This is a genomic window from Kitasatospora sp. NPDC057965 (assembly GCF_042887135.1).
Lineage (GTDB): Bacteria > Actinomycetota > Actinomycetes > Streptomycetales > Streptomycetaceae > Kitasatospora.
On the sequence record NZ_JBHVPZ010000011.1, the window covers coordinates 38,321 to 50,612 of the forward strand.

General features: G+C 73.1%; 11 protein-coding genes. 8 read left to right on the top strand and 3 right to left on the bottom strand.

Annotated features, from left to right (window positions below; all coding sequences use genetic code 11):
• The first annotated feature begins 271 nt into the window (after positions 1-271).
• The 3 genes from ACFVVU_RS16085 (at position 272) to ACFVVU_RS16095 (ending at position 4,319) form a co-directional block, all read left to right on the top strand.
• Positions 272-727, top strand: coding sequence for an RICIN domain-containing protein (locus tag ACFVVU_RS16085; protein ID WP_380684163.1), 456 nt, complete (start codon positions 272-274; stop codon positions 725-727).
• A 342-nt stretch (positions 728-1,069) separates the two neighbouring features.
• A complete protein-coding gene (locus tag ACFVVU_RS16090) occupies positions 1,070-2,533 on the top strand; it encodes a DUF2079 domain-containing protein (protein WP_387790396.1) in 1,464 nt (487 codons plus the stop codon).
• A gap of 52 nt (positions 2,534-2,585) precedes the next feature.
• On the top strand, positions 2,586-4,319 hold the full coding sequence (locus ACFVVU_RS16095; protein WP_387790398.1) for a DUF2079 domain-containing protein: 1,734 nt from the start codon (positions 2,586-2,588) through the stop codon (positions 4,317-4,319).
• Between the two features lie 59 nt (positions 4,320-4,378).
• On the opposite strand, the gene ACFVVU_RS16100 is transcribed toward ACFVVU_RS16095, so the two are convergent.
• Complete coding sequence (locus ACFVVU_RS16100; RefSeq protein WP_380684159.1) at positions 4,379-4,660, bottom strand: hypothetical protein; 282 nt, start codon at positions 4,658-4,660, stop codon at positions 4,379-4,381.
• Positions 4,661-4,709: 49 nt separating this feature from the next.
• A complete protein-coding gene (locus tag ACFVVU_RS16105; protein ID WP_380684158.1) occupies positions 4,710-5,708 on the bottom strand; it encodes a Ku protein in 999 nt (332 codons plus the stop codon).
• 195 nt (positions 5,709-5,903) lie between these two features.
• Between ACFVVU_RS16105 and ACFVVU_RS16110 the strand changes: the two genes are divergently transcribed.
• Complete coding sequence (locus tag ACFVVU_RS16110; protein WP_387790401.1) at positions 5,904-6,152, top strand: hypothetical protein; 249 nt, start codon at positions 5,904-5,906, stop codon at positions 6,150-6,152.
• Here the strand turns inward: ACFVVU_RS16110 and ACFVVU_RS16115 are convergent.
• Positions 6,127-7,419: a metallophosphoesterase gene (locus tag ACFVVU_RS16115; RefSeq protein WP_387790647.1), complete on the bottom strand. Its 1,293-nt coding sequence runs from the start codon at positions 7,417-7,419 to the stop codon at positions 6,127-6,129. The genes ACFVVU_RS16110 and ACFVVU_RS16115 overlap by 26 nt on opposite strands.
• A gap of 267 nt (positions 7,420-7,686) precedes the next feature.
• Between ACFVVU_RS16115 and ACFVVU_RS16120 the strand changes: the two genes are divergently transcribed.
• From ACFVVU_RS16120 to ACFVVU_RS16135, 4 genes are all read left to right on the top strand, one after another.
• Complete coding sequence (locus ACFVVU_RS16120; protein ID WP_380684156.1) at positions 7,687-9,129, top strand: amino acid permease; 1,443 nt, start codon at positions 7,687-7,689, stop codon at positions 9,127-9,129.
• Positions 9,130-9,300: 171 nt separating this feature from the next.
• Positions 9,301-10,191 (top strand): EI24 domain-containing protein, encoded by an 891-nt coding sequence (locus tag ACFVVU_RS16125; protein WP_387790402.1) that lies wholly within the window; start codon positions 9,301-9,303, stop codon positions 10,189-10,191.
• Positions 10,192-10,800: 609 nt separating this feature from the next.
• The gene (locus ACFVVU_RS16130; protein WP_387790404.1) at positions 10,801-11,499 is read left to right on the top strand and encodes a lytic transglycosylase domain-containing protein; all 699 of its coding nucleotides are present in this window, start codon (positions 10,801-10,803) and stop codon (positions 11,497-11,499) included.
• Positions 11,500-11,606: 107 nt separating this feature from the next.
• Positions 11,607-12,164 (top strand): GNAT family N-acetyltransferase, encoded by a 558-nt coding sequence (locus ACFVVU_RS16135; protein ID WP_387790406.1) that lies wholly within the window; start codon positions 11,607-11,609, stop codon positions 12,162-12,164.
• The last annotated feature ends 128 nt before the right edge of the window (positions 12,165-12,292 follow it).

Genomic DNA, 12,292 nt, shown 5'->3' on the forward strand with positions numbered 1-12,292 from the left:
ATATTTCTCCGTTTTGTCCGATTCCCTGACGACCGGCACGGCCAGCGGAGGAGGCCACCCTTCACATCCCGTGGACATGCCGTCCACAAAACTCCCTTCGTTGACAAACTGACGAGAAAATACTTCTCATATGCATAAATGCTGAGCTGCTTCATTCCGAATGGCCGAACGCGGGTGCATCAAGAACGGCGAGAACTCGACGGCCGCGCATTTCCGGATACCTTCTGGGACGACCGGCCGGAGGGGTCGGTCATCACGGGAAGGAAACGCGATGAAGCTCCTCAAGCGCGCCGCTGCCCTCGCCGCCTCGGCGGCCGTCCTGGCCGGCGGCACGACCGTCCTGGCCGCCACCCCGGCGGCCGCCGCCACCGAGATCACCCTCCAGAACGTCGCCACCAGCCGCCTGCTGGACAGCAACGCCAACGGCAACGTCTACACGCTCCCCGCCAACGGCGGCTCGTACCAGCGCTGGTACGCCAACAACCTGGGCAACAACACCTTCACCCTGCAGAACAAGGCCACCGGCCTGTTCCTGGACAGCAACGCCAACGGCAACGTCTACACCCTGGGCGGCAACGGCGGCAGCTACCAGAAGTGGGTGAAGCGGGCGGCCCCCTACGGCAGCACCTACCAGAACCTGGCCACCGGCCTGTTCCTGGACAGCAACGCCAACGGGAACGTCTACACCCTGAGCGGCAACGGCGGCTCGTACCAGCAGTGGCGCTGATCGTCCATCAGGTCGAAGAATCGTCGGTTCATGTCAATGATGTGACTGCTCATCAGCCCTGAACTGCACTTTCGTCGACCAGGAACTGCCCTCCCCGACGCCTCAATCGCCGGGGAGGGCATCACCATGCTACGGTGCCCGGCCAGGGGCCTGTGCCCGGCGGCGTTCGCTCACGGCCGAACCAGCCCGCCGCCCCGGACCGCCGACCAGAATCGGCCGCAAGACCACTCGCACCCGGAACGACGGGGATGTTCAGTGACAATTAGTACACTCACATCAGCACTCCACCGTAGGACGGAGGGTGACGAACCGTCGGTCGCGTTATCCCCCGCCGATCGGCGGGTGCGGGTCATTCCCTGGGCGGTCGCCCTGACGCTGTTCCTGGTTTACGCGTTCTTCACCGTCCGCCGCCACGACCTGCTGCTCACCAGCGGGTACGACCTCGGAATCTTCGAACAGGGCGTGCGCGGCTACGCCGAGGGCCGCGGCCCGATCGTCGAACTCAAGGGCCCCGGCTTCAATCTGCTGGGTGATCACTTCTCCCCCGTCCTCGCCGCCCTCGCCCCGTTCTACTGGATCTGGCCCTCGGCCAAGACCCTGCTGCTGGCGCAGTCCGCCCTGGTGGCCGTCGCCGCCGTACCGATCTGCCGCTGGGCGCTGCGCGGCGCCGGGACGGCCGTCGCGCTGGCCGCCGGCCTCGGCTACGGGTTCTCCTGGGGGCTCGCCTCGGCGCTCGGGTTCGACTTCCACGAGATCACCTTCGCGGTGCCGCTGATCGCCTTCGCGGTCTGCGCGCTCGGCGAGCGGCGCTGGCTCGCCGCCGCCCTCTGGTCCGCGCCGCTGGTGCTGGTCAAGGAGGACCTCGGCATCACCGTGGCCGCCGTCGGCGCCTACATCCTGTGGCGCGGCGACCGCCGGGTCGGCGCGGCCACCGTGCTGTTCGGCATCGGCGCCTCGCTGCTCGAACTCCTGGTGCTGCTGCCGGCGATGAGCCCCGGGGGCAGCTTCGCGTACTGGGACAACCTGAGCGGCGGCTCGGGCGGCCGCAACCTGCTCACCCTGCCGCTCGACCTGATCACCCCGGGCGAGAAGGTCACCACCGTCCTGCTGCTGCTCGCGCCGACCCTCCTGCTGGCCGCCCGTTCGCCGCTGATGATCGTCGCGCTGCCCACCCTCGGCTGGCGGCTGCTCTCCAACAACCCGGCCTACTGGGGAACCAGTTACCACTACAGCGCGGTGCTGATGCCGATCGTCTTCGCGGCCTTCGTGGACGTCCTGGTGAAGGCGCGGGAACGGGACGGCGTGCTCCCCAGGTGGCTCGCCCGGGCCGCGCCGCCGGTCAGCGCGGTGATCACCCTGGCGCTGCTGCCCGGGTTCGCGTTCAGCCAGCTGTTCACCCTCGACCTGTGGCGCACGCCGGCCCGGGTCGAGGCGGCCCGGTCGGTGCTGGCCACCGTCCCGGACGACGCCCGGGTCGCCGCCTCCAACCGGCTGGTGCCGCAGCTGACCAACCGCTGCGAGGTCATCGTGTTCGGCTGGCCGCAGAAGTGGTCGAGCGCCGAGTGGATCGTGGTCGACGAGGACCAGCCGATGGGCTGGCCACTGTCGCCCGACAAGGAGCGCGAGGAGATCGCCACCGTCAAGCGCAGCGGCTACCGGGTGGTCCGCAGCGACCACGGCATCACCCTGCTGCGGCGCACGCCCGACGCCACCGCGGTGGCGGCCGAGGCGCCCGCGCCCGGTACACCCGACGCCGGTACGTCCGGAGCCGGTACGCCCGCGCCCGGTACGCCCGAGGCCGGCTGACCCGCCGCCCGCCTCCGAACCAGCCCCCGTCTCCGACCAGTTCAGGGATCCCGTGCCAGTCGAAACCGGGCTCAGCCCGTCCACCCGCGCGAACCGGCCGCTGCTGCCGCGCGCCGTCCGTCCGTCCACGCCCGGCAGCACCGGCCCGCTCACCGGGCGCCGGACCGCCGTGCTGACCCTGCTCTGCTTCGCCGTGACCGCGGCCTGCGGACTCCAGCAGTGGTCGGCGGTCCTGCTCGGCGGCTTCGACCTCGGGATCTTCCACCAGGGCGTGGCCGGATACGCGGACTTCGGCCTGCCGATCTCCCCGGTCAAGAGCTACCACCACGAGTTCCCGCCGGGCTTCTCGCTGCTGGGCGACCACTTCTCGCCGATCCTGGCCGCGCTCGCCCCGCTGTACTGGCTCTGGGAGGACCCGCGCACGCTGATCCTCGGCCAGGCGTTACTGCTCGCCGCCGGCGTACCGCTGATCCGCCGGATCGCGGTGCACTGCTTCCCCCGCCCGGCCGGCGGCACCGGGGCGACCGGGGAGAGCACGGAGGGCGGCGCCGGAGCGGGCGGGGCCGGGGAGGGCGGGGCCGCACACACCCGCGCCGTCCGCCTGGTCGCCGACCTGGCCGGCCTGGCCTACGGCCTCGGCTGGCCGCTGCTGGCCGCCGGGCGCGGAGGCTTCCACGAGGTCGCCTTCGCCGTCCCGCTGACCCTGTTGATGCTCGAACGCGGCCTGGCCCGCCGCCACGGCACCGCCGCCCTCGCCGCCGCCCTGCTCTGCCTCACCAAGGAGGACCTCGGCCTGCTGGTCGGCGTCCACGGCCTCGTCCTGCTCTGGCGCAGCCGCCCGCGCGGCGACCGGCAGGGCGAGCGGGCCGGGGACCGACGCGGCCTCGCCTACGGCGCCGGTCTGCTGGTCGGCGGCCCGCTGGCCTCCGCGCTGGCGATCGGCTGGCTGATCCCCGCGATGGGCGGACAGCCGGACTACTACTGGGTGTACGGCCCGATCGGCCCGGACGCCGGGACCGCGTTCGGCAACCTGCTCCGCGACCCGCTGCTGCTCTTCGAGGTCGCCACCAACGCCACCATCAAGCCGTTGCTGCTGCTCTGGCTGTTCGGCACCCTGCTGCTGCTGCCGCTGCGCTCCGCGACCACGCTCTGCCTGCTGCCGCTGCTCGCCGAGCGCGTGCTCTCCGACAACCCCAACCACTGGTCGATCGCCCACCACTACGACGCCCTGCTCTGGCCGGTGCTGCTCACCGCCTCTCTGGAGGTGCTCGGCCGCCTGTACGCCCGGGGCGGGACGCACCGCCGCGCCGCCTACGGCCTGGGCGGTGTGGTGGTGGCGGGCTCGCTGGTGTGCAGCCTGCTGCTGGGCGGGCTCAGCCTGCTCACGCCGAGTTCCTGGCGGCCGTCGGCGAGCAACGCCGCCCTGGTCCGGGGCGCCGAACAGATCCCGGACGGCGCGCTGGTGGAGGCCGACAACCAGGTGGTGCCCCGGCTGGTCGGCCGCACCGACGTCGTCCTGGTGGACGCCACACCGCGCGGACGCGACTACGTCCTGATCCGCTCCGACACCCGGACCTTCCCGTTCCAGACCTCGGACGAGCAGGCCGACCGGATCGAGCTGCTGCTCGCCCACGGCTACCGGCAGGTCTGGGCCGAGGACGGGGTGGTGCTGCTGCACCGCGAGAGCGACGAGCCGGTCCCGGGCGAGGCGGTCCCCGGCGAGGACAGCACCCCGGTGAAGGAGATCGTCCCCTCGGACGTCGGCCACAACCTGTTCAAGGGCTGACCACGCGACGGTGTCCCCGGCCGTTCGGCACGGACCGGGGACACCGGCTGCGGGTGGGGTCAGACGGCCACCCGGTGTCGGGTCGGGAGGGACGTCCGCCAGCGCACGAACATGCCGGCCAGGGCGAGCAGGGTGGCGCCCCAGACGATGCTGAAGATCACCAGCATCGGCAGCCAGACCACCTGGGAGGCGACGGCGCCGAGGCCGAGCGAGAGGCCGACCATGAAGACGACGGCCGTCGGACTGAGACTGCACAGCCAGTGCAGGGCCCGGTGCGCCCGGCTCGGGTGCTCCGGCGCGTCGGGGCCGGTGTCCAGGGCCTTGTAGGTGATGAGATCCATCGGGCATCGCCTCCGGGGGCGTCAGGGGAGGTCACGGGGCCTTCCGAGGTCACGAGGCCTTCCGGGGAGTGGCGGACTTCCGGGTCGTGGTCTTCTTCGCGGCGGCCTCGGTGGTCTTCTCGGCCGTCGTGGCCTTCTTCGCCGACGTGGCCTTCTTCGCCGACGTGGTCTTCTTCGCCCCGGCGCGCTTGCGCGGGGCGGGCGCCGTCTCCGCCGACGCCTCCGCCGCCGCGGCGTCCTCCGGCTCCTCGGCGCGGGTGCGGCCCGGGTGGGCGTCCTTGGCCTGCCGCAGGCTGCTGCGCAGCGCCTCCATGAGGTCGATGACGTTGTCCGGCGCCGCCCCCGCCTCCTCCTCGTGCGGCACCTCGACGCCCTGCAGCCGCGCCTCGATCACCTGCTGGAGCGCCTGCTGGTAGTCGTCGTGCAGCTGGTCGAGGTCGAAGTCCTCGGACAGCGTCTCCATCAGCGAGCGCGCCATCTTCAGCTCCTGCGGCCGCACGGTGACGCGCTCCTCGGGCGCGATGCCGGCCGCCGGGCGGACCTCGTCGGGCCAGATGCAGGTCTGGAGCACCAGGGTGCCGTCGTGCACCCGCAGCACCGCCGGGGACTCCCGGGTGCGCAGCGCGATCTTGGTGACGGCGATCTGCCCGGACTCGACGAGGGCGTCGCGCAGCAGCGCGTAGGGCTTGGCGGCGGCCTTGTCGGCGACGCCGACGTAGTAGGCCTTGGAGAACATCAGCGGGTCGATCTCGCCCTCGTCGACGAAGGCCAGCACGTCGATGATCTTCTTGCTGGGCAGCGGGAGGTCCGCGAGGTCCTCGTCGGTGAGGGTGACGGTCCGGCCGTCCGGCGACTCGTAGCCCTTGGCGATCTCCGTGTACGGGACCTCCTTCTCCTCCTGCTCGCAGTACCGCTTCATGCGTACCCGGCCGCCGTCCCTGGCGTGCACCTGGTGCAGGGGGACGTCGTGCTCCTTCGTCGCGGAGTACAGGTGGACGGGGATGGAGACCAGGCCGAAGCTGATCGTCCCCTTCCAGGTGGTCTGCATGGGGTCGCTCCTTCCCGGAGCCGTCCCGGCGGTTCGCGCTGACCGGGGCGCCCGGCCCCGGAGGATTCCACTCTGCCCGGGTTTGCCCCGTTCGGCCACAGGATGCCCGCCGGGGCGGCCTTCGCGGGCCGGTCCGGCGGACAATGGACGACGGGGCTCAGGTGGGAGCGCGGGGGCGGGGACGGAGGTGGGCGGATGGCACGGAGCGCCGGATCGGCCCCGCCGCCGGCCGCGACGACGTACCGGGTGCGGTACGCGCTCGCCGGCACGGCGGAGGTGCGGCAGGCCGAGGTCACCGTGCTGCCCGGGTACTCGCAGGAGGACGACATCCCGGCGATCCTGGCCGCCCGGCTCACCGGGCGGCCGGCGGACGCGCGGCGGATCGTCCTGCTGGGGGTCACCGAGGCCCAGGAGTGTGTCAGGCCCGGAGCGAGGCCAGCGTGACGATGGTGATGTCGGACGGCGCGCCGACCCGGACGGGCGGCCCCCAGGCCCCGGCGCCGCGCGTCACGTAGAGCTGGGTGTCGCCGTAGCGCTCCAGCCCGGCGACCGTGGGGTTGGGCAGCTTCGCGATCAGGTTGCCCGGCCAGAGCTGCCCGCCGTGGGTGTGACCGGAGAGCTGGAGGTCGACGCCGTGCCGGACCGCGTCGTGGATGGTGACCGGCTGGTGCGAGAGCAGGACGGCGGTACGGGCCGGGTCGCGGTCGCCGAGCGCCCTGCCGAAGTCGGGGCCGTCGCCCTCCCGCGTCCCGGCGATGTCGTTGACGCCGGCGAGGTCGAAGCCGTCCAGCTCCACCCGGGCGTTGCGCAGCGGGTGGACGCCCAGCTCGCGGACGAAGTCCACCCAGGGCGCCGCGCCGGAGATGTACTCGTGGTTGCCGGTCACGAAGTACGCCCCGTCGCGGGCCCGCAGCTGCGCCAACGGTTCGGCGTCGCGGCCGAGTTCGGGCACCGTGCCGTCGACCAGGTCACCGACGATGGTGATCAGGTCGGGCTGCGCGGCGTTGATGGTGTCCACGATCCGCTGGGTGTGGGCGCGGCCGAGGATCGGGCCGAGGTGGATGTCGCTGACGACGGCGATCCGGTACCCGTGGGCGCGGGCCGGCAGTTTGGCGAGCGGGACGGTCACCTGCTTGAGCCGGGGTCCGCGCAGCACCCCGTAGGTGCCGGTGCCGACCACGGCCGCCGCCGCGCCGGAGGCTCCGATCGCGACCGCCCGGGCGACGAACAGCCGCCGCTCCGGAGAGGGGGCGACGGGCCTTGACGGACCGTCACCCTCCGGCGCCGGAGCCGCTTCGGCGACCTCCGGGGCCTCCGGGGCCTCCGCACCCTCCGCGGCATCGGCGGCATCGGCGGCGTCCGGGGTCTTCACGGCCGCCCCGGCCGGTACGGCACGCCGGGTCGGCAGGCGCAGCAGCAGCGGCCGCAGCAGTTCGCCGAGGCCGAGTGCGATCAGCAGGTAGAGCAGCACCGGCAGCCACAGGTAGCCCGGCCAGGCGAACCAGCGTTCGACCGCCATCGGGAACGCCTTCCCGCCGATCAGCGCGCCGACCGAGAGCAACGGCAGCAGGACGGCGAGTACCGTCCCGGCCCGGCGCCAGAGCCCGCCCGGCGCCGAGACGTCGCGCACCAGCCGGCGCCAGAGGTACCAGTGGACGAGGGTCAACAGGGCGAGGACGAGGAGGGCGCCGAGCACCATAAGGACGATCATCACGCGAAAAGTATGGACGGCCGCCTGACAAACCCCGTCGGAGGGCCCCAACCTGCTGGCGCTGCGTCAGATTTGAGCTTTCCGCCAGCTTTTCGCACCTGCGCTGACCTGGCCTTTTACGTCCGCTGAACGGACACTTGGCGGCGCCTTGTTCCGATAGCCGGAGGCAGCGGTTAGGTTGCACCGCAATGCGCGGATCCGTCCCCCACCCTCCGGCGTTCGAGCCGAGGGTCAGGCCGCGCTGGAAAGGCACAGGGCACCCTCACGATGCGTGCGGACATCACCACCCGGGCCGGATCCTCACCGGCCGGCTCCTCCGTCTCCGGGCACGGCCACGGCGGCGACGGCCATCTCAAGGCCGGGCTCAAGAACCGGCACCTGTCGATGATCGCCATCGGCGGCGTGATCGGCGCGGGCCTCTTCGTCGGTTCCGGCGCGGGCATCGCCGCCACCGGCCCCGGCATCCTGCTCTCCTACGCGCTGGCCGGTGTGCTGGTCGTCCTGGTGATGCGGATGCTCGGCGAGATGGCCGCGGCCGACCCGCAGAGCGGCTCCTTCTCGGCGTACGCGGACCGGGCACTGGGCCGCTGGGCCGGGTTCACCATCGGCTGGCTGTACTGGTTCTTCTGGGTGGTGGTGCTGGCCGTCGAGGCCACCGCCGGCGCGAAGATCCTCAACAACTGGATGCCGGGCGTGCCGCAGTGGGCGTTCGCACTGATCGTGATGGCCGTGCTGACCGCGACCAACCTGGGCTCGGTCGCCTCCTACGGCGAGTTCGAGTTCTGGTTCGCCGGGATCAAGGTGGTGGCGATCGCCGCCTTCCTGGTGATCGGCACGCTGGCCGTGTTCGGCCTGCTGCCCGGCACCCACGCGGTCGGCGCCTCCAATCTGACCGGCCACGGCGGCTTCCTGCCGCACGGGGTGGGCGCGGTGTTCACCGGCATGCTGACCGTGGTCTTCGCCTTCATGGGCAGCGAGATCGTCACCCTGGCCGCCGGTGAGTCGGAGGACCCGGAGAAGGCGGTCAGCAAGGCGACCAACAGTGTCATCTGGCGGATCGGGATCTTCTACCTCGGCTCGATCCTGCTCGTGGTGACCCTGCTGCCGTGGGACTCCGCCGCCGTCAAGGGCAGCCCGTACGTCGCGGTGCTGGAGCACGTGGGCATCCCGGGCGCCGGCCGGGTGATGGACGTGATCGTGCTGACGGCCGTGCTGTCCTGCCTCAACTCGGGCATGTACACCGCCTCCCGGATGGCCTTCTCGCTGGGGCAGCGCGGCGACGCGCCGAAGGCCTTCGCGACGGTGACCAAGCGCGGCGTGCCGCGGGTGGCGATCCTCTCCTCGGTGGTGTTCGGCTTCGTGGCGGTGTTCTTCAACTACACCTCGCCCGACACCGTCTTCGCCTTCCTGCTGAACTCGTCCGGCGCGGTGGCGCTCTTCGTGTGGCTCGTGATCTGCTTCTCCCAGCTCCGGATGCGCCGGATCATCGAGCGCGAGTGCCCGGAGCGGCTGACCGTCCGGATGTGGCTGTACCCGTACCTCACCTGGACCGCGATCGGCATGATCGGGTTCGTGGTGTCGTACATGTTCACCGACGCCGACGGTCGGAAGCAGATGTACCTGTCGCTGGTCGCCGCGGGCATCGTGCTGGCGGCGTCGGCCGTGGTGGGCCGCCGGCGGCGGGCCGCGGCGGTGGCGTCGGCATCCTGAGCCGGCGCGCGACACCGTCCGCGGGGACCGGGCCCGGGAGCCGTTGCGGAGGCTCCCGGGCCCGGCCCGTTCCCCGGCGCCGCCCCGGTTCCCCGCCCCGCCCCTTCCGGTGCCGTTCCGTGACGGGCCGGACATGATCCGGGGATGCCGCAGCCCCTACTCTTTCCCCTCATGCGAGATCTTGCGGCGGGGATGGGGTATCTGGCCAAGGGCCAGAGGTGGGTGGCGCGGCACGGCCGCTGGTGGGCGTTCGGGATGATCCCGGCGCTGATCACGCTGGCCGGCTACGTGGTGGCGCTGTTCCTCCTCGGCGGCTGGGCCGGGGACATCGCCGCGTGGGCCACCCCGTTCGCCGACTCCTGGTCCTCGCTCTCGCAGGGCCTGCTGCGCACCACGCTCGCCGCGCTGGTCTTCGTCGGCGGGCTGCTGCTGTCCGTGCTCACCTTCACCGCGGTCACGCTGCTGGTCGGCCAGCCGTTCTACGAGGCGCTGTGCGCGCGGGTCGACGAGACCGAGGGCGGCGCGCCCGCCCCGCCGGAGGTACCGCTCTGGCGCGAGCTGGTGGTGGCGGCCCGGGACAGCCTCTTCGTCCTGGTGCGGGCCGGCGGCTTCGGCGTGCTGCTGTTCGCGGCCGGGTTCCTCCCGGTGGTCGGGCAGACCGTGGTGCCGGTGCTGGGCTTCGCGGTCTCCGGCTTCTTCCTCTCCCTGGAGCTGACCTCGGTCGGCCTGCAGCGGCGCGGGGTGGCGCAGCGCGAGCGGCTGCGGCTGCTGCGCGGGCGGCTGGGGCTGGCCCTCGGCTTCGGCGTGCCGCTGGCGCTGGGCTTCCTGATCCCGCTGGTGACGGTGATCGCCATGCCGGGCGCGGTGGCCGGTGCCACCCTGCTGGCCCGCGACCTGGTGCCGGTGGAGGAGACGCGGCCCCCGGCCGAGGACGGCGACGAGCCGCGGGACGCGGCGGCCGTGCCGGAGCTGCCGGAGTACGAGGTGCGGCGGCCGGTGGCGGGCAACCCGTACGCCGCCGCCGCGCGACCGGTGGAGCCGAACCCGTACCGGAGCGCGTGAGCGGCCCGTCACTCCGCGTCCGATCGGGCCCGGCCCGCGTGTGAGGCCTCCCACAGGGGCCGGGCCGTCTACTGCCGTCGATAGTGGACGCCCGCCCGGCGGGGCTCCGCCGAGCGGGCGCGGGGCACCCCCCGGCGGACGGCGGCACGGACGGCCTGACGGCACCGGGCCTGAACGACGCAGGCGGCGGGCCGGTTCGGACCACTCGTTCGCGGGCGATCTCCGGGATCCGCCCATCGATTCAGCAAAACGGACAAATCACTATGAAGCGCCCGCCGTCGGCCGGGCGCTTCGCCGTTTCGGTCGCTCGCTCCACTACCGTCCGTCGTAGCAGACGGCTTTGCCGCCCGTGCCGGGCTCTGCCAAGAATGGCCCGTCGCCGGGCAGCGCGGCCGGTCCCCCCGCCGCGCGTCCCCTCCCGCCCCACCGTCCGCACCGGGGCACGCGCCGCGGCCGTCCCGTACGCCGCCGCGGGCCGCTCCCCCGAGCCGGCCCCGCGCGATGCCCGGCGTCGTGCCACCGCCCCGCCCGGGGCCGGCACGCCCCGACGGCCACCGAGGTGCCGACGGCACCCCGACGGCACCCCGACGGAAAAGGATCGTCCGCTCCATGCAGCTCAGCCATGCCCGCCGCAACTCGCTGATCACCGGCATCACCACCCTGGTGGTGGCGAGCGCGGCCACCGCCGCCCTCGCCATCCCGGACAGCGGGACCGCGGTCGCCGAGGCCCCCGCCGCCGCGGTGGTCGGCACCGCCGGCGACACCTCGGCGGACGCGGAGGCCGCCGCGGCGCAGGCCCAGGCCCAGGCGCAGGCGCAGGCGCAGGCCGACGCCCAGGCCGCGGCCACCGCCGCGCAGGCCCAGGCCGAGGCGGACGCCGCCGCCCAGGCACAGGCCGCCGCGCAGGCGCAGGCCGAGGCCCAGGCGAAGGCCCAGGCGGACGCGAAGGCCAGGGCCGACGCCGAGGCCGCCGCCTCCCGCTCGCAGGAGCGCTCCGCCCTGAACAGCAAGCCGTCCTACTCCGGCAGCCCGCGCGAGATCGCCGCCCAGATCGTCCCGGCCGGCCAGCTCCAGTGCTTCAACAACATCGTGTCCCGCGAGAGCAGCTGGAACGTCACCGCCACCAACGCCTCCTCGGGTGCGTACGGCCTGGTCCAGGCGCTGCCCGGCTCCAAGATGGCCTCGGCCGGCGCCGACTGGCGCACCAACCCGGCCACCCAGATCAAGTGGGGCCTGAACTACATGAACTCCCGCTACGGCAGCCCGTGCGGCGCGTGGGCGTTCTGGCAGTCCCACCACTGGTACTGAGCCACCCCTTCGCCCCCCGGGCCCGCAGGCCACCGGCCTGCGGGCCCGCGGCGTTCCTGGCCGAAATCCTGATGGTCCCGGAGGCCCCCGGGCGGAAGAGTGGGGCCATGGATCATGTGAGGCTCTCCGACGGGGTCGTCACGCTCACGCCGTTCGGGCCGGCGGACATCGACGCGCACCTGGCCGGCGAGGACGCGCTGCTGGTGCGGTGGCTGAACGGCGGGCCGAGCACCCGGGCGGGCGTCGAGGAGTACGTGCGGCGGTGCACCGCGCAGTGGGTGTACCGGGGGCCGGCCCGGGTGTTCGGGATCCGGACCGGTCCGGAGCCGGTGCTGGCGGGCACGATAGACCTGCGGTTCGCGATGCCGTGCCTCGGCCCGGGGCAGGTCAACATCGCGTACGGCCTCTACCCGGCCTGGCGCGGGCGGGGACTGGTGACCAGGGCGGTGCACCTGGTGAGCGGGTACGCCGCGCAGGAGGGCGCGCGCGAGGGCGTGATCCGGGTCGACCCGGAGAACCTCGCCTCGGCGGCCGTGGCCCGGCGGGCCGGCTTCCGGTACGTCGGCCGGCTGCCGGAGCCGCCCGGGACCCCGCTCGACCGGTACGTCCGCCCCCTGGCCGGGATACCCTCCGGGGCCCGGACGGCGGCTGCCCACGCGGTCTGAACGAGCCCCCTGGAACAGCCCCTCCAGGCGCCGAGCACGACGGTGACGGCGCGCGCCGGGGCGTGCGTCGTGACGTGCGTCGTGACGTGGACGCGCCCGGGGCAGCCGGTGAAGATATGGCGTACGTC

Coding starts and splice junctions, on each gene's coding strand:
- ACFVVU_RS16085 (WP_380684163.1), top strand. CDS start 272: ATGAAGCTCCTCAAGCGCGCCGCTGCCCTCGCCGCCTCGGCGGCCGTC.
- ACFVVU_RS16100 (WP_380684159.1), bottom strand. CDS start 4,660: ATGGATCTCATCACCTACAAGGCCCTGGACACCGGCCCCGACGCGCCG.
- ACFVVU_RS16105 (WP_380684158.1), bottom strand. CDS start 5,708: ATGCAGACCACCTGGAAGGGGACGATCAGCTTCGGCCTGGTCTCCATC.
- ACFVVU_RS16110 (WP_387790401.1), top strand. CDS start 5,904: ATGGCACGGAGCGCCGGATCGGCCCCGCCGCCGGCCGCGACGACGTAC.
- ACFVVU_RS16115 (WP_387790647.1), bottom strand. CDS start 7,419: ATGATCGTCCTTATGGTGCTCGGCGCCCTCCTCGTCCTCGCCCTGTTG.
- ACFVVU_RS16120 (WP_380684156.1), top strand. CDS start 7,687: ATGCGTGCGGACATCACCACCCGGGCCGGATCCTCACCGGCCGGCTCC.
- ACFVVU_RS16125 (WP_387790402.1), top strand. CDS start 9,301: ATGCGAGATCTTGCGGCGGGGATGGGGTATCTGGCCAAGGGCCAGAGG.
- ACFVVU_RS16130 (WP_387790404.1), top strand. CDS start 10,801: ATGCAGCTCAGCCATGCCCGCCGCAACTCGCTGATCACCGGCATCACC.
- ACFVVU_RS16135 (WP_387790406.1), top strand. CDS start 11,607: ATGGATCATGTGAGGCTCTCCGACGGGGTCGTCACGCTCACGCCGTTC.